The organism is Thiomonas islandica, from assembly GCF_055383445.1.
Genome location: NZ_AP042391.1, coordinates 1,943,854 through 1,959,261, shown reverse-complemented (window position 1 = coordinate 1,959,261; position 15,408 = coordinate 1,943,854). Strand labels below are relative to the sequence as shown.

General features: G+C 65.2%; 16 protein-coding genes. 6 read left to right on the top strand and 10 right to left on the bottom strand.

The annotated features are described in order from the left end of the window. Positions 1-140: 140 nt before the first annotated feature. From ACZ47F_RS09675 to ACZ47F_RS09665, 3 genes are all read left to right on the top strand, one after another. On the top strand, positions 141-401 hold the full coding sequence (locus ACZ47F_RS09675; protein ID WP_464924512.1) for a type B 50S ribosomal protein L31: 261 nt from the start codon (positions 141-143) through the stop codon (positions 399-401). Between the two features lie 111 nt (positions 402-512). Next, a complete protein-coding gene (locus ACZ47F_RS09670) occupies positions 513-2,201 on the top strand; it encodes a hypothetical protein (RefSeq protein WP_464924511.1) in 1,689 nt (562 codons plus the stop codon). Positions 2,202-2,208: 7 nt separating this feature from the next. Then, positions 2,209-3,555, top strand: coding sequence for an MATE family efflux transporter (locus tag ACZ47F_RS09665; RefSeq protein WP_464924510.1), 1,347 nt, complete (start codon positions 2,209-2,211; stop codon positions 3,553-3,555). Between the two features lie 6 nt (positions 3,556-3,561). Here ACZ47F_RS09665 and ACZ47F_RS09660 read toward each other — a convergent pair whose 3' ends face one another. From ACZ47F_RS09660 to dapC, 7 genes are all read right to left on the bottom strand, one after another. Further along, positions 3,562-3,954 carry a DUF6858 family protein gene (locus tag ACZ47F_RS09660; protein ID WP_464924509.1) on the bottom strand — a complete coding sequence of 131 codons (393 nt, stop codon included), beginning with the start codon at positions 3,952-3,954 and terminating at the stop codon, positions 3,562-3,564. A 120-nt stretch (positions 3,955-4,074) separates the two neighbouring features. Then, the gene (locus ACZ47F_RS09655; protein WP_464924508.1) at positions 4,075-6,006 is read right to left on the bottom strand and encodes an ABC-F family ATP-binding cassette domain-containing protein; all 1,932 of its coding nucleotides are present in this window, start codon (positions 6,004-6,006) and stop codon (positions 4,075-4,077) included. Further along, positions 6,003-6,953 carry a 50S ribosomal protein L3 N(5)-glutamine methyltransferase gene (gene prmB, locus ACZ47F_RS09650; RefSeq protein ID WP_464924507.1) on the bottom strand — a complete coding sequence of 317 codons (951 nt, stop codon included), beginning with the start codon at positions 6,951-6,953 and terminating at the stop codon, positions 6,003-6,005. Before prmB ends, ACZ47F_RS09655 begins: the two co-directional genes overlap by 4 nt. Further along, positions 6,950-8,098, bottom strand: a complete 1,149-nt coding sequence (dapE, locus tag ACZ47F_RS09645) for a succinyl-diaminopimelate desuccinylase (protein WP_464924506.1) — start codon at positions 8,096-8,098, stop codon at positions 6,950-6,952. The genes prmB and dapE overlap by 4 nt, the downstream gene beginning before the upstream one ends. A gap of 18 nt (positions 8,099-8,116) precedes the next feature. After that, positions 8,117-9,268, bottom strand: coding sequence for a PilT/PilU family type 4a pilus ATPase (locus ACZ47F_RS09640; RefSeq protein WP_464924505.1), 1,152 nt, complete (start codon positions 9,266-9,268; stop codon positions 8,117-8,119). Positions 9,269-9,315: 47 nt separating this feature from the next. After that, a complete protein-coding gene (dapD, locus tag ACZ47F_RS09635) occupies positions 9,316-10,137 on the bottom strand; it encodes a 2,3,4,5-tetrahydropyridine-2,6-dicarboxylate N-succinyltransferase (RefSeq protein WP_464924504.1) in 822 nt (273 codons plus the stop codon). 8 nt (positions 10,138-10,145) lie between these two features. Further along, complete coding sequence (dapC, locus tag ACZ47F_RS09630; protein ID WP_464924503.1) at positions 10,146-11,345, bottom strand: succinyldiaminopimelate transaminase; 1,200 nt, start codon at positions 11,343-11,345, stop codon at positions 10,146-10,148. A 186-nt stretch (positions 11,346-11,531) separates the two neighbouring features. Between dapC and ACZ47F_RS09625 the strand changes: the two genes are divergently transcribed. From ACZ47F_RS09625 to ACZ47F_RS09615, 3 genes are read left to right on the top strand one after another with little or no spacing between them, the layout of a single operon-like run. Further along, a complete protein-coding gene (locus ACZ47F_RS09625) occupies positions 11,532-12,122 on the top strand; it encodes an RNA polymerase sigma factor (protein WP_464924502.1) in 591 nt (196 codons plus the stop codon). A 21-nt stretch (positions 12,123-12,143) separates the two neighbouring features. Next, positions 12,144-12,569, top strand: a complete 426-nt coding sequence (locus ACZ47F_RS09620) for an anti-sigma factor family protein (RefSeq protein WP_464924501.1) — start codon at positions 12,144-12,146, stop codon at positions 12,567-12,569. Next, positions 12,553-12,810, top strand: coding sequence for a DUF3106 domain-containing protein (locus ACZ47F_RS09615; RefSeq protein ID WP_464924500.1), 258 nt, complete (start codon positions 12,553-12,555; stop codon positions 12,808-12,810). The genes ACZ47F_RS09620 and ACZ47F_RS09615 overlap by 17 nt, the downstream gene beginning before the upstream one ends. Before the next feature lie 27 nt (positions 12,811-12,837). On the opposite strand, the gene ACZ47F_RS09610 is transcribed toward ACZ47F_RS09615, so the two are convergent. Genes ACZ47F_RS09610 through ACZ47F_RS09600 form a run of 3 tightly spaced genes read right to left on the bottom strand, consistent with a single transcriptional unit; the run spans position 12,838 to position 14,607 of the window. Continuing rightward, on the bottom strand, positions 12,838-13,788 hold the full coding sequence (locus tag ACZ47F_RS09610) for an LD-carboxypeptidase (protein ID WP_464924499.1): 951 nt from the start codon (positions 13,786-13,788) through the stop codon (positions 12,838-12,840). 34 nt (positions 13,789-13,822) lie between these two features. After that, on the bottom strand, positions 13,823-14,341 hold the full coding sequence (tadA, locus tag ACZ47F_RS09605) for a tRNA adenosine(34) deaminase TadA (RefSeq protein ID WP_464924498.1): 519 nt from the start codon (positions 14,339-14,341) through the stop codon (positions 13,823-13,825). A gap of 41 nt (positions 14,342-14,382) precedes the next feature. Continuing rightward, positions 14,383-14,607: a hypothetical protein gene (locus ACZ47F_RS09600; protein WP_464924497.1), complete on the bottom strand. Its 225-nt coding sequence runs from the start codon at positions 14,605-14,607 to the stop codon at positions 14,383-14,385. Between the last annotated feature and the right edge of the window lie 801 nt (positions 14,608-15,408).

Genomic DNA, 15,408 nt, shown 5'->3' with positions numbered 1-15,408 from the left:
GGCCTCTTGCGCCGTCGTTCAACCGCAACGGGGCAGAACCGGGAAATCTGCGATAATTTTTCGCTTTGCCAAGTACCGGCGCAAGCTCAGCAATTGTGGACTGCGCGCGCCTGCGGCTAGCTGCCACCCAAGGAACCGAAATGAAACCTGGAATCCATCCCGAATACCGCGAAGTCTGTTTCCTCGATCTGTCCACCGGATCGAAGATCATCATCTCCTCCACGGTGCAGACACGCGAGACCATCAAGCTCGACGATGGCCGCGAACTGCCCCTGTTCAAGGTGGAAACCAGCGCCGAATCGCACCCCTTCTACACCGGCCAGCAAAAGAGCGTCGACACCCTGGGCGGTCGGGTCGAGAAATTCCGCCAGAAGTTTGCCAAGGCGGCTGGCAAGGCTTGATCGCCTGACAGTCATCCCGGGTTCCACCCGCGGCAAACGAACCTCACGGGCAGCAACGGCTGCCCGTTGTCGTTTTGACCGCGGACAACGTCCTCTTGCCCACTTTCGTCAATGAGTTCGGCCTTCTCGCACGGACAGACCCGCAGACCGCCGGCGCGTCCGGCGCTGAAGACCGAGGCGGTGCGCAAGCTGCCGCGCCCGCTGCTGCTGTTGCTGTGTGTGGCCTACATTCTGCCCGGGTTTGTTGGCCGCGATCCGTGGCGGTCCGACGGCCTGAATTTTGTCGTGATGTGGCAGATGGCGCAGGGCGCGATCGATTGGTTGCATCCACATCTGTACGGCCACCCCATCTCCGGCGGCTGGCTGACCCATTGGCTGGGTGCGTGGTCGATTCGGACCTTCGGCGGCTGGATCGGCCCGGTGTTCGCCTCCAGACTGCCGTTCATGCTGGCGCTTGCGGCCAGCATGGCGCTGACCTGGTATGCCGCCTATCACTTTGCCCGGGACGACGCGGCGCAACCGGTGCCGCCGGCCTTCGGCCCGCCGATTGCGTCTCGGGACTACGCCCGCGCGATCGCAGACGGCGTGCTGCTGACCCTGCTGGCCACACTGGGGCTGCTGGGCCGCGGGCATGAAGCCTCGACCCAGGTGTTGCAGCTCGCCGCGGTCAGCGCAGCGCTGCTGGGCGTGGCGCTGCAGCCGCGCAAACCTGCAGCCGCCGCGATGGTGATCGGACTGGCGCTCGTCGGTCTGGCGCTGACATCGGCTGGATGGTTCGCCTTGCTGCTGACGGCCATACTCGCGCTGCTGCTGCGGCGCAATCTGGGCTGGCACCACTGGCCTGTCCTGCTGGCCTTGCTGCTCGGCCTGGTATCGGGGCTGTGGGCCGAGGCGCAGCTCGGCTGGACACTGCGCGGCGCGTGGCCCAGCCTGGACGGGGTCGGCAACTTTTTGCGCATCGGTGTCTGGTTCACCTGGCCGGCCTGGCCGCTGGCGCTGTGGGCACTGTGGCGCTGGCGCGAGTCGCTGCATGCCCGGCACCTGCAGCCGGCCTGGGCACTGGCGTTGCTGGCACTGCTCGGCGCTTTAGCGCTCGGCAACAACGACAAGGTCTTCCTGCTGTCGCTGCCGCCGCTGGCCATTCTGGCCGGTTTCGCGCTGCCGGTGATGCGGCGCGCCGGACTGGCGGCGATCGACTGGTTCGCCGTACTGCTCTACAGCCTGCTGGCGTTGCTGGTGTGGGTCATGTGGCTGGCCATGCTCACGGGCTGGCCGCCCAAGCCCGCGGCGAACATTTCCCGACTGGCACCAGGCTTTCACCTCGGTCTCGATCCGTTCGCACTCGCCGCCTCGCTGCTGGCCACCGCGGCCTGGGCAGCCATCGTGATCTGGCGCACCGGACGGCACCGTCACCCGCTGTGGAAGGGCATGGTGCTGTCGGCGGGCGGCGTCACCCTGGCGTGGGTGCTGGTGGGCAGTCTGTGGATGCCTGTGCTGAACTATGCCAGCACCTATCGCGATGTCGGCATCGGGGTGGCCGATGCGGTGCGCAAAAGCAGTGCGCTGTCGATGCAGGTGCGCACGCCCTGTGTGCAGCCCTCTGGGATCGATCTGACTGCACAGGCGCTGATCGGCTATTGGGGACGGCTCGATTTCGCCCCCGCAGGCTGCATCTACGCGCTGGGTACGCACGCCCCGGAACCGGCTGCGCAATGGCGACTGATCTGGCGCGGTGGCCGTCCGGGTGAACGCGACGAGCGGCTGCAGCTGTACCAGCGGCAAACGCCGGTCGGCCCATAAGCGCTGCATGCGTGCCCTGCGCGACCTGTTGCGGCTGGCGCTGAGCGTGCTCGTCGGCCAGCTTGCGGTCATCGGCTTCGGCGTGGCCGACACGGTTATGCTGGGGAATTACTCGACCACGGCCAGTCTGGCCACACTGTCGATCGGACAGGCGGTCTATATCACCCTGTTCGTTTCACTCTCCGGAGTGACCCAGTCTTTGCTGCCCACGCTGGGGCGCAGCCATGGCGCAGGCGCGCCGCTGGCGGTCGGCTCCGGCGTGCGGCAGGGGCTTTGGCTTGCTGCTGCGCTGAGCGCCGCCGGCATCCTGGTGCTGCTGTGGCCGCAACCGCTGCTGGCACTGACTGGGCAGGCGCGCGATCCGGCCGTCGATCGCTACCTCTCGATTCTGGCGATCGGCTTGCCAGCAGCACTGGCGTTTCGGGTGCACGCGGCGCTCAGCCAAGCGATTTCCAGACCGTTGCTCACCGCGGGGGTGCAGCTCGGCGGCCTGTTCGTCAAGCTGCTGCTCAATGCCCTGTTCCTGCTGCCAGACCGGTTCGGCCTGCAGGGTCTGGCGCCGCTGGGCGCAACGGGGTGCGCGCTAGCCACGGTGCTGACGCAGTACGGTCTGCTCGCGGTCACGCTGCTGCAGCACCGCCACAGCGCCGCGCTCAAGCCCTTTGACGTGCTGTCGCGCTGGGAGTGGCCTGACTGGCGGACGCAGGCGCAGCTGCTTCGCCTGGGCGGGCCGATCGGGCTGAGCCTGCTGGTCGAGGTGTCCGCCTTTGCCTTCATGGCGCTGTTCATCGCCCGGCTGGGCAACACGGTGCTTGCGGCGCATCAGATCACTGCCAGCTTCGCCACCGTGCTCTACATGCTGCCGCTGTCGATCTCGATTGCGACGGCCGCGGTGGTGGCGCAGCAGCTCGGCGCTGGCAACACACGCACAGCACGGTACACCGCGTGGACCGGCGTGGGCATGGCCGCGCTGCTGGCCGTGGTGGTTGGTGGGGTGGTCTGGCTCGGTCGCGCCCGGATCATCGGCTGGTACACGTCTGATGCCCAGGTGCAGGCCGTAGCCAATCATCTGTTCTTATTCATCGCGCTGTATCAGGTGTTCGACGCGGTGCAATCGAGCAGCGCCTTCGTGCTGCGCGCCTATCACATCGCGGTCTTGCCCAGCCTGCTGTACGCCCTGTCGCTGTGGGGTATCGGGCTGGGCGGCGGCTATGCGCTGGGGTTCGACACCCTGGGCATCACCCCGCCCGAGCTGCAGGGTGCGCCGGGGTTTTGGATGGGCAACACCACGGGCCTGGCGGTTGCGTCGACTTTCTTCGTGCTGCTGCTGTGGCGTGCAGCGCGCAGGCCGTAGCGCGGTTCAGTCTTTGTTGTGCAGGCCCTTGGTCCAGGCTTCCATCGCCTCGTTGGCCGGGGCCATCGGCGCTTCGAGGAAACTGATCACGAACTTGTCGCCGACATCGGCAATACCAATCGAGCGCGGGCGCACGGCCAGCACCAACGGATTGGGCAAGGCGATGCCGAAGCAGAAAATCACTTCGGCCGCTGCCTTGATCTCCGGGGCGATGCTGCCGCCAATCTGGCTGGTATGCGCGTAGTGGTCGAACACGGCGATGAATTTGACCTTGGGATTGGCGGCAATCTGTGCCTTGTAGTAGTCGACCACCTCGTCCACCGTGGTGTAGCGGGTCTCGGACTTGGACACTTCGGCAACGTAGACCGGGTACTTTTCTTGCAGCAGGGTTTGTTTCATGGGAACTCCGAAAAGGGGTGTCGTGCCGGCGCGTTGCGCAGCCGGGCTGATCAGGAAAACCCGAGCAATTTACTCGGATCGATGCGGGCCCATTTGCGCATCGATCAAATTTCAAAGCGATCAGCCGCGATCAGTCAGCGCCTCGATCTGCTCTGCCAGTTCTAGCCAGCGTTCCTCGCATTGGGACAGACGCTCTTGCAGCGCTCGGTACCGCCGGCTGTATTCCGCCCGCTCTGCGGCGGGCAGGTCGGGCTGGACGAGGGCGGCTTCTAGCGCGGTACGCTCGGTTTCGAGCCGCTGCATGTCGGCCTCGATCTGGTTGAGTTCGGCCTTGATCGGCCGCAGCTGTTGCATGCGCTGCTGGCGAAGCTCGGCTTGCTGGCGGCGTGCCTGCTTGCGATCCGGCGCCGTCGGCACGCTGCTGCCGGACGGTGTCGCGGCGCCCAAGCGCTGCCGGGTGCGCGACAGCGCCCACTGCTGATAGTCGTCGAGGCTACCGTCGAAGTCTTGCACCCGGCCACTGTCGACCAGCCAGAAGCTGTCGCAGGTCGCGCGCAGCAGCGCACGGTCGTGCGACACCAGCAGCATCGTGCCGGCAAAGTCCTGCAGCGCTAGTGCCAGCGCCTCGCGCGTGGGCAGATCCAGATGGTTGGTCGGTTCGTCGAGCAGCAGCAGGTTGGGCCGGCGCCAGATCACCAGAGCCAGCGCCAGACGCGCTTTCTCGCCACCGGAAAAGCTGCCGCAGGCGCGCCGCATCATGTCGCCATCGAACTGATAGCGGGCCAGCCAGTTGCGCCAATCCTGCTCGGTGCTGTGCGGCGCCACCTCGCGCGCCAGACGCTGCATATGCTGCAGCGGCGATTCGTCCAGCCGCAGCACATCCACCTCCTGCTGTGCAAAATAGCCGATCACCAGCCCCTTGCCTTCGATGCGCTGGCCGGTCAAGGGCGGCAGCACGCCGGCCAGAGTCTTGACCAGCGTGGATTTGCCCTGCCCGTTGGCACCAAGGATGCCGATGCGCTGCGCCCCGACGATGCTGCAGTTCACATCGCACAGGATGCGCGCCTGGCCGTAGCCGCAGCTGGCGTCCTGCAGGGTGAGCATCTGCTGCGGCAGGCTCAGCGGCGGCAGCATCTCGATGCGCAACGCAGCGCTCAGGTAGACCGGCGCCAGCCGCTCCATGCGCTCCAGCGCTTTCATGCGGCTTTGCGCCTGCCGCGCCTTGGTCGCCTTGGCACGAAAGCGTTCGACGAATCGGCTCAGCCGCATCACTTCCTGCTGCTGCCGCGCATAGGCCGCCTGCTGCTGCAGCAGCTTTTCCGCGCGCTGCTCCTCGAACAGGCTGTAGTTGCCGCCGTAGCGGATGAGCTTGCCGCCGTCGAGATGCACGGTGACGCGGGTGGTGGCGTCGAGGAACTCGCGGTCGTGCGAGATGACCAGCAGTAGCCCGGAATAGCGGGCCAGCCATTGCTCCAGCCAGACCAGCGCGTCCAGGTCGAGATGGTTGGTTGGCTCGTCGAGCAAAAGGCAGTCGCTCGGCGCGAACAGCGCCTGCGCCAGCGCCAGCCGCATACGCCAGCCGCCGGAGAACTGCCGCACCGGCGCATGCAGTTGCTCCAGGCTGAATCCCAACCCGAGCAGCAGGGCCTCGGCCCGCGCCTGCGCGGTGTAGCCGTCAGCTTGCTCGAACGCATGCTGTGCCTCGGCCACGGCCTGACCTGCGCCGGGGTCATGCTCGGCCCAGGTCAGGGCGTCCTGCAACGTCTGCCGTGCAGCGCACAGGGCCGAGTCCCCCTGCAACACGAATTCTGTCGCCGCTGCAACGGTGTCCGGCACGTCTTGCGACACAGTGGCCAGCCGCCAGTCGGTCGGTTTCTCGAGCGTGCCCGCGTCTTCGTGCAGCTGACCCAGCAGCAGCGAGAACAGCGAGGTCTTGCCGGCGCCATTGACTCCGACCAGTCCGATCTTCTCACCCGGATGCAGGGTCAGACTGGCCCGATCGAGCACCACCTGGGTGCCCCGCCGCAGCACGACGTCAGTCAGGCGGATCATGCGGTGCCGCTCTGCGGGAAGGCGGCACGCAGATCGTCCGCCAGCAGCAGACACACCGCTTCGGGATGCAATTCGGTTTCCAGCCAGACAGCGGGCAGCCGCGGAAACGCCGCCTCGAACGCGGCACGCTCATGGCCCACCTCGAGCACCATGACTCCATCCGGGGCAAGGTGCGCCGGCGCCTCGCGCAGCAGACGCCGCACCAGGTCCATGCCGTCGGCGCCTCCTGCCAGCGCCAGTGCGGGCTCGTGGCGGTATTCCGCGGGTAGCGTCTGCATACCGGAGGTGGGGACATACGGCGGGTTGCACAGCACCAGGTCGTAAACTGCGGCAGGCTGCGTGGCAAACGCGTTCCACAGATCGGAAGCGATGAGTCGCACACGGCGATCCAGCGCATGCGCGGCGGAGTTGATCTGCGCCACGGCCAGCGCGTCGAGCGACAGATCGGCGGCATCGACCTGCGCCTGCTCCCAGACTCGCGCAGCAAGGATGGCCAGACAGCCGCTGCCGGTACACATGTCGAGAATGCGCCGCGGCGGCGCGACCAGCCAGGGGTCGATCGCGCCTTGATCGAGCAGTTCGGCGATGAAGGATCGCGGCACGATCACCCGCGGATCGACCGTGAAGCGCAGCCCCGCCAACCAGGCTTCACCAAGCAGATAGGCCAGCGGCTGTCGGCTGGCGATGCGCTGCGCCGTGATCTGCCGAATCCGCTGCATCTGCTGCGCATCGAGGGACCGGGCAGCATGGGCATCGAGCCGCTCGGCCTCGGGCGCGGGCAGACCTGCGACATGCAGCACCAGCCAGGCAGCTTCATCGTGGGCGCTCGCACAGCCGTGGCCGTGTTGGAGACGCGCCGCAGCCAGGGCCTGCGCCACCTCAGCCCAGGCCTCACCCAGTGTGGCCGCAGCAGGCTGCCGACCCTGTGGATCAGCGGGCGGGGTCATGCCACCAGCGCCTCGAGGGTGCGGCGGTAGATGTTTTTCAGCGGGTCGATGGCGTCGACATCCACCCATTCGTCGATCTTGTGGATACTGGCATTGACCGGGCCGAACTCGACCACCTGGGGGCAAATCTTGGCGATAAAGCGACCGTCGGACGTGCCGCCGCTGGTCGATAGTTGCGGCTGCACCTCGGTCTCGGCCCGAATCGCTGCCTGCAGCGCGTCGGACAACGCGCCGGGCGGGGTGAGAAACGGCTCGCCGCCGAGCGTCCAGTCGATGCGGTAATCGAGCGCATGGCGGTCGAGCACCGCATGCATGCGTTGCTTGAGCTGCTCCGGGGTGGATTCGGTGGAGAAGCGGAAGTTGAAATCCACAACGAGTTCGCCGGGAATGACATTGGTCGCGCCGGTGCCAGCATGGATATTGGAAATCTGCCAGGATGTCGGTGGAAAATGGGCATTGCCCTGGTCCCAGGACACAGCGGTCAGCTCGGCCAGCGCGGGGGCGGCCAAATGGATGGGATTGCGCGCCAGGTGCGGATAGGCGATGTGGCCCTGCACACCGCGCACGGTCAGCCGGCCGGAGAGCGAGCCGCGACGCCCGTTCTTGATCACGTCGCCCAGGGTCGCGGTGGAGGTGGGCTCACCGACGATACACCAGTCCAGCCGCTGGCGGCGCGCGGCGAGCAGCTCACACACCTTGACCGTACCGTCGCGCGCCGGTCCTTCCTCGTCGCTAGTGAGCAAGAAGGCGATCGCTGCGCGAGGCGCTGGATGCGCCGCGAGAAATTCCTCCACTGCGACGACCATCGCAGCAAGCGAAGTTTTCATGTCGGCGGCGCCACGGCCGTAAAGCCGCCCCTCGCGCACCGTCGGAAGAAACGGGTCGCTGTGCCACTGCTCGATTGGCCCGGTGGGCACGACGTCGGTATGTCCGGCAAACAGCAGCACCGGCGCGTCTTGTGCCGCGCCCGGCCGCAGCGCCCAGAGATTGGTCACGCGAAACTCCGGCGGACCGCTTTGCACGGTCTCGCATGCAAACCCCAGCGCCGACAGACGCGCAGCGATGACCTGCTGGCAGCCCGCGTCCTGCGGCGTGACCGAGGGGCGGGAAATGAGGTCGTGAACCAGTGTCTGTGTCGGCGACATGCGGTGGATGCGCGCTGCTCAGCGCGGGGAGTCGAGGTCGAGGGTGATTTCGGTGAACGATGGCGTGTCGTCTTCGATCGCCTCCGCAGGTGCGGACTGCTTGCGCAGGCTGGTGTCGTTCTCCAGCCGCCACAACAGATTGGTCGGTGAGTCGGCATAGGCCAGTGCCTCCTCACGGCTGACCACGCCGTCGATCACCATCGCGGCCAGTGCCTGCTCGAAGGTCTGCGAGCCTTCGGCCATGGATTTTTCCATCGCCTCCTTGACCCCGGAAAAGTCGCCCTTTTCGATCAGCTCGCGCACCAGCTGGGTGTTGAGCATGACTTCCACCGCAGGAGTCAGCCCTCCGGCAGTGGCGCGCAGCAGACGTTGCGAGATGATGCCGCGCAAGCCCGAAGCCATGTCGTTGTAGAGCGCCGGACGTTGATCCATGGGGTAGAAACCGACGATGCGGTTGAGCGCCTGGTAGCTGTTGTTCGCATGCAGCGTGGCCAGACACAGATGTCCCGACAGCGCGTATTGCAGTGCCGCACTCATGGTCGCCTGGTCGCGGATTTCACCAATCATGATGCAGTCGGGCGCCTGGCGCAGCGCGTTTTTCAGGCCGACCGCCAGCGACTCGGTGTCGATGCCCACCTCCCGCTGGTTGACGATGGACTTGCGGCTGGAAAACAGGTATTCGATCGGCTCTTCCAACGTGAGAATGTGACCGGTCTTGTTGGCGTTGCGGTAGTCGATCATCGCCGCCAGGGTGGTGCTCTTGCCAGCACCAGTGGAGCCCACCATCAGCAGCAGGCCGTGCTTTTCCATCACCAGATCAGCCAAGATACCCGGCAGATTCAGCGACTCCAGCGGCGGAATCTCACCGGGAATGAAGCGCACCACCAACGCCACACTCCCGCGCTGGCGGAACGCGCTGATGCGAAAGCTGCCCAAGCCCGGACGCGGCAGGCCCATGTTGAGCTCGCCAGTGCGCGTGACCTCGGCGGCCCGCTCGGGGCCCACTGCCTCGACGAGCAGCCGAAACGGCTCGTCGGTGCCAAGGACCTGGCGGTTGACCGCGACCGCGTGACCGTTGATGCGGATGAGGATGGGGGCGTGCGGGCTGATGTAGAGATCGGACGCCTTTTTTTCGGCCATCAGCTTGAACAATCTCTCCATTGCCGACATGGTTCCCCCTCGATGTGTGCCGCCGCAGTCTGCCGCGCGCGCTCCGCTCAGGCGCGCAACAGTTCGTTGATGCTGGTCTTCGCCCGTGTTTGCGCGTCGACCTTCTTGACGATGACCGCGCAGTACAGACTGTACTTGCCATCGCTACTGGGCAGGCTGCCGCTGACCACCACCGAGCCGGCTGGGATGCGGCCGTAGCTCACCTCGCCGGTGGCGCGATCGTAGATCTTGGTCGACTTGCCGATATAGACGCCCATCGAGATCACACAGTTGTCTTCGACGATCACACCCTCCACCACTTCCGAGCGCGCACCGATGAAGCAGTTGTCGCCGATGATGGTGGGGTTGGCCTGGATCGGCTCGAGCACACCACCGATGCCCACCCCGCCCGACAGATGCACATTCTTGCCGATCTGCGCACACGAGCCCACGGTCGCCCAGGTATCGACCATCGTGCCTTCATCGACATAGGCACCGATGTTCACATACGACGGCATCAGCACCACATTGGGCGCGATGTAAGCCCCATGCCGCGCCACCGCCGGCGGCACCACACGCACCCCGGTGGCACGCATCTGTTCTTCGGTCAAGTTGTGGAACTTGGTCTGCACCTTGTCGAAAAAGTGCAGATCGCCGGCCTGCATCGCCCTGTTGTCGTGTAGGCGAAAGCTCAGCAGCACCGCTTTTTTCAGCCATTGGTGCGTCACCCATTCGCCGTTCACCCGCTCGGCCACACGCAGCTTGCCTGCGTTGAGCTGGTCGATCACATGGTCGACCGCATCGCGCAGTTCCGCCGGGGCATTGGCCGGGCTGTAGCTGGCGCGGTCGTCCCAGGCCTGGTCGATGAGGGTTTGCAGTTGTTGGGTCATGGCGGAGTTCAGTGTGAAGGGTGGAGTTCGGAACAATATGCGGCAATGCGCCGGGCGGCCTCGACACATTCTTCGATCGGCGCCACCAGCGCCAGGCGCACGCGCCGTCTGCCCGGATTGCTGCCATGCTGCGTGCGCGCCAGATAACTGCCGGGCAGAACCGTGACATTGTATTTTTCGAGCAGACCGCGGGCGAACTCGGTGTCGTCGATCGGCGTGGCTGCCCAAAGATAGAACCCGGCGTCGGGCAACTGCACGTCCATCACCGGCTGAAGGATAGGCAGCACCGCGGCAAATTTTTCGCGGTACAGCGCCCTGTTGTGCGCGACATGCGTTTCGTCGCCCCAGGCCGCGGCACTGGCAGCCTGCACTGCCGGATTCATCGCACTGCCGTGATAGGTGCGGTAGCGTGTGAACGCGCTGATCAGCGATGGGTCTCCAGCGACGAAACCCGAGCGCAGCCCCGGAACGTTCGACCGCTTGGACAGCGAGGTGAACATCAGCAGACGACGAAAGTCTCTGCGCCCCAGTTGCCATGCCGCCTGCAACCCACCGAGCGGAGGCTGCGCGCCGAACCAGATTTCCGAGTAGCACTCGTCGCTGGCGATGACGAAACCGTGGCGGTCGGACAGTTCGAACAGCAACTTCCACTCGGCCAAGGGCATCACCGCGCCGGTCGGGTTGCCCGGCGAGCAGACATACAGCAGCTGCGTGCGCTGCCACACCGCCTGCGGCACGGCAGCCCAGTCCACCGCGAAGTTTCGCTGCGGGTCGACTGCGGCGAAATACGGCTGCGCCCCGGCCAGCAGCGCGGCACCCTCGTAGATCTGATAAAACGGATTCGGACAGACCACGGTGGCGGCGGGTCGGCTGGAGTCGACGACAGTTTGCGCAATGGCAAACAGCGCCTCGCGCGAGCCGTTGACCGGCAGCACCTGGGTCTGCGCATCCAGCGCAATGCCATAGCGGCGCTGCGCCCACTGCGCACAGGCCTGCCGCAGCGCCAGCGTGCCAGTGGTGCTCGGATAGACCGCCAAACCGTCGAGATGCTGGGTCAGCGCGTCGCGGATGAACTGCGGCGTGGGATGCCTAGGCTCGCCGATGCCCAGACTGATCGCAGGCAGTTGTGCCGTGGCGGTTACATCCCGCGTCAAAGCACGCAGTTTTTCGAACGGATAGGGCTGGAGCAGATCGAGGCGGGGATTCACTGGAGTGGCAAGCGCGAGCCGGCGGGGCAAATAGGCATTCTACGAAGCCCGCCTGCCTGCAGACCGCGGCCTTTGCAGGCAAAAAACACGCCGTGGCGCGCAGACGCTGTCATCACCGCAGGCTCAGCCCCGTTTTCTACAGGCAAGATACCCCGTGACCGCCCCTCTGACCTTGGCCGCTATGCTATGGATCATGTTTCCGCCCTCCCCTGCGCGCTCGTGAGCAAGGCTGCGACTCCCGCTTCCAGCGCGCTCAACCGGTTCTGCGCCGAGGTGCGCGTGCGCGCTACCCGTGTCGCGCTGATCGAATTGCGCGACGCCGCGCTGGCCGCTGACGTGGTGCAGGACAGCCTGCTCAAGCTGGTGAGCCATTACCAGGACCGCCCGCCGCAAGAGTGGGCGCCGCTGTTCTACAGCATTCTGCGCAACCGCATCACCGACATGCATCGCCGGCGCAAGATGGAGAAGATTTTCGATTTTTTCTTCTCCAGCGAAGAAGACGACCCGCCGCCGAGCTGGGAGTCGGTGGCCGACACGGCCCTCGGACCCGAAGCACAAGTGGCCAACGGCCAACTCGCCGCCCGCATCGCCGATGCGATCGCCACGCTCAGCCCGCGCCAGCGGGAAGCCTTCCTGCTGCGCGAAATGGAGGGTCTGTCCATCGCGGACACCGCGCTGGCAATGAAAGTCAGTGAAGGCAGCGTCAAGACCCATCACATGCGCGCCCTCACCCGCCTGCGGGAATTGCTCGAAGCCGACCATCCCGCTAAAGTTTGAACTGCTGCATCAGGTGACATCATGACCGCCCAGAACCACCTCACCCCTGCTCAGATCGACCACTTCCGCAGTGGCCTGGCCTCGGCTGAACAGGCCGAGCACATCCGGCTGCATCTGGCGCAATGTCCGCTATGCCAGAGCCAATTTCGGTTCGGCCAGCGTCTGTGCGAGCAGCTTGCCGTGCTGCCGCAGCTCGCGGCGCATCTGCCCAAACGCCATCCCCGTGCTGTGCGCTGGCCGCGGGTGTTCGCTGCCGGCATGGCCACCGCATCACTGGCGCTGGCCGTGTTCGTCAGCCTACCGCACCTGGGCGCGAGCGACACGAATGATCTGAACCATATCAGCCCGCAGGTGGCAGACGCCGTGCAGAACATGGATTTCTATCAATGGCTGTCCAACCACCCGCAAATGTTGCAGCAAGGACTTCAAAATGGGAATCCGGCCTGATCGCCCCGCCCGCTGGTGCAGCACCCTGATGGCCGCAGTGGTCGCAGTGCTCGGCGTACTGACGCTCTGTCCAGCGGCTAGCGCCAAGGAACACGACGGCCAGGGCGCGTATCAGCAGTGGGAAAGAATGCCACCGCAGCAGCGCGAGCGCATTCTGCAGGAACAGCAGCGCTTCAAGCGTCTGCCGCCGAGCGAGCAGGAACGCCTGCGCCGTGAGTACGAGCAGCGCCGCGGGCAGTAAAGGTCGGCTAGACCTGTGCGCGTCGGTTCAGTGCCCGGCGTGCGGGAAAAAAAGAAACACCTCGCCCCCATCGCGCAGCAGCTGGGCACGCACGCCATGCGGTAAGGTCAGCTTGGTGCGCACATGCCCGAACGGTAGGCCGGTAAGTACCTGAACGCCGTGCGGCTTGAGCTGACTGCGCAGCCAGTTCAACGCAGCGTCCAGGTCATACCCTGCGTCATGCGGCGAGAGCCGGAATTCGGTGAAGCGGCCAAGCAGAACCGCTTTCTGGCGCTGCAACACGCCGGCATGGAGCAGTTGACTGAATAACCGTTCGATCCTATAGGGGGGTTCGTTCACATCCTCGAGAAACAGCAGCCCGCGCACGCGCGGCAGGTAGGGGGTTCCCGCCAGGCTGGCAACCAGGCTGAGGTTGCCGCCCCAGAGTGTGCCCTGCACATTCAAACCGCGCGGTGCGTCGTCACAGACAAACCCCACGGCCTCGAGCGTACCGTCCACCGCGTCGAGAAAACTATCGCGCGTGATCTCGTCCAGCGCCGCCTCGCCGAAGTCGTAGACCGCCATTGGCCCGCTGAAGGTCACGGCGCCGGTCTTGGCCAGCAGGGCGAGCTGCAGCGCGGTGAAATCGCTGTGCCCGACCCATATCTGCCTGCGTTGCTCGATCGCACCAGCCAGCAGTGCGTAGTCCAGCATCGGCAGCAGACGGCTCAGGCCGTAGCCGCCGCGGGTCATCATCACCACATCGGCCTTGCTGCGGGCGGCGTCGTGCAGTGCGCGTAGGCGCTGCGCGTCGGTGCCGGCAAATCGCTGCACCCTTGCCCGCACCTGCGCACCGGCCTGAACCCGGAACCCCAGGCCCTGCAGGTGCGCCATCGCCTGCTCCAGACGCTGCATGTCCTGCACCGCGCCGGAAGGGGACACCAGGCGCAGCAGGCCGCGCCGGATCGGCTGCTCGGTGGCGACTGCGGTAGTGGGCATGGGATGCACGGGGAGAAACAACAAACGCCCGCGGTCAGGACTGGGGTAGGTCGGTATCGAGCTCGGTGACTTCGATGCCACTCAGGCAGTCCGCCCCGACAGCCTGCTGCGGCGGCTTCTGGGCGCGACGCCGCTCGCGGAAAAACTCAGACAGCATGGCGCTGCACGCGGCCTGCTCGACCTCACCAGTGATGCGGCAGTGATGGTTCAAGCGGGGATCGGCAAACAGGTTCACCACACTGCCGGCGGCACCGGTCTTGGGATCGCGCGCACCGAACACCACGCGCTCCACCCGGGCATGCAGCAGCGCCATCGCGCACATCGCGCACGGCTCCAGGGTGACATACAACGTGCAGTCGGGCAGGCGGTAGTTGCCCAGCAGGCTGGCAGCTTGCCGCAGCGCAACGATTTCGGCATGCGCGGTCGGGTCGTGCTCGCCGATCGGCCGGTTGTAGCCGGTGGCAATCACCTGTCCATAGCGAACGATCACCGCGCCGACCGGCACCTCGCCAAGCAACCAGGCGTTGCGCGCCTGGTCGAGCGCCAAGTGCATGAAGGCTCGGTCTGCCGCCGAGTCTGCGCAGGTCTGGTTGATCACGGCGATTCGGGCACGCTGGCCGGGCGCGCCTTGAGCGCCTTGTCCAGTGATTGCTTGAATTGCTGCAGCGCGGCCGATGCGGACTGGCCTTGCCGCCCCTGCGCTGCAGCGCTCGACGCCGCCGGCGCCACGCTGACCTGCGTACTCAATTGCGTGCGCACCAGCCAGACGATGATCAGCAAGGTCAACAACAAGCCGAGAAGTCCGAACAGCATGCGCATGGCGGCTCACTCCCACTCACTCATCAATGAGCACCGTAACGTGTTGATTTATTGCCACTTTACTCGACTCAATTAACCAGATACCAGCAAAAATACCATTGCGAATCATCCCCTTGTTGATGCCTGTTGCTGCCGTATGTTGCCAAACGCACCCCGCCAATTCCACTCTCCCTGCTCGCTTTTAATTACGCCTCGACAGAGCCCGGAACTGGCACACGCATCCGGGGTGTCGTGACGTGCCGGGATATGCGGAATCGTTTTTAACTCAATGGAAACACACGGACCACACTCATGCCGCTTTCTTCTTCAAAAGCGACTTAACCTTTGGGCGCGCCTTCTTGCTCACCGTCCAGAGGTCATGCTGCACCTGCATGTTCATCCACAGCTCGAGGGGGAATGGGGACATTCTACTTTTCTCCTTCTTCCGAACTGCGAGCGAGCACGCTGAGAAGGATTCCGGTGCGTGGGGGAAGTGGCGCCCCTCGGGAGAGACATGTCCTTCAAGAACCCATCGAGACCTGGCTATGGCAATACTCGGGACGGGAAATCGAATGGAAACGTCTGTGATGGTCAATCGGCTGTTCTTAGTCGTCCCTGAAATATTCACTTCAAGCGGCGAAGGGTCTCAGTGCGAGCAGGGGATCATGAATGCTTGGGCCAGCGCAGGCGGATGAGGAAGTCTTTGCAGCCCGCATGACCTGCGCCATGGCTCGCCGTTGATCGCCGAGACCCGCACTTGCTCTATACGTTTTTAGATATGAGGCCATAAAAAATTATTCGTTCCCTTACTCGAACGTCACC

Excerpts from the sequence above, each read along its gene's own strand:
- ACZ47F_RS09665 (WP_464924510.1), top strand. The coding sequence starts at position 2,209 with ATGCGTGCCCTGCGCGACCTGTTGCGGCTGGCGCTGAGCGTGCTCGTC.
- prmB (WP_464924507.1), bottom strand. The coding sequence starts at position 6,953 with ATGACCCCGCCCGCTGATCCACAGGGTCGGCAGCCTGCTGCGGCCACA.
- ACZ47F_RS09670 (WP_464924511.1), top strand. The coding sequence starts at position 513 with ATGAGTTCGGCCTTCTCGCACGGACAGACCCGCAGACCGCCGGCGCGT.
- ACZ47F_RS09620 (WP_464924501.1), top strand. The coding sequence starts at position 12,144 with ATGACCGCCCAGAACCACCTCACCCCTGCTCAGATCGACCACTTCCGC.
- ACZ47F_RS09675 (WP_464924512.1), top strand. The coding sequence starts at position 141 with ATGAAACCTGGAATCCATCCCGAATACCGCGAAGTCTGTTTCCTCGAT.
- tadA (WP_464924498.1), bottom strand. The coding sequence starts at position 14,341 with ATGCACTTGGCGCTCGACCAGGCGCGCAACGCCTGGTTGCTTGGCGAG.
- ACZ47F_RS09655 (WP_464924508.1), bottom strand. The coding sequence starts at position 6,006 with ATGATCCGCCTGACTGACGTCGTGCTGCGGCGGGGCACCCAGGTGGTG.
- ACZ47F_RS09625 (WP_464924502.1), top strand. The coding sequence starts at position 11,532 with ATGGATCATGTTTCCGCCCTCCCCTGCGCGCTCGTGAGCAAGGCTGCG.
- ACZ47F_RS09660 (WP_464924509.1), bottom strand. The coding sequence starts at position 3,954 with ATGAAACAAACCCTGCTGCAAGAAAAGTACCCGGTCTACGTTGCCGAA.
- ACZ47F_RS09615 (WP_464924500.1), top strand. The coding sequence starts at position 12,553 with ATGGGAATCCGGCCTGATCGCCCCGCCCGCTGGTGCAGCACCCTGATG.
- dapE (WP_464924506.1), bottom strand. The coding sequence starts at position 8,098 with ATGTCGCCGACACAGACACTGGTTCACGACCTCATTTCCCGCCCCTCG.
- ACZ47F_RS09600 (WP_464924497.1), bottom strand. The coding sequence starts at position 14,607 with ATGCGCATGCTGTTCGGACTTCTCGGCTTGTTGTTGACCTTGCTGATC.
- ACZ47F_RS09640 (WP_464924505.1), bottom strand. The coding sequence starts at position 9,268 with ATGTCGGCAATGGAGAGATTGTTCAAGCTGATGGCCGAAAAAAAGGCG.
- ACZ47F_RS09610 (WP_464924499.1), bottom strand. The coding sequence starts at position 13,788 with ATGCCCACTACCGCAGTCGCCACCGAGCAGCCGATCCGGCGCGGCCTG.
- dapD (WP_464924504.1), bottom strand. The coding sequence starts at position 10,137 with ATGACCCAACAACTGCAAACCCTCATCGACCAGGCCTGGGACGACCGC.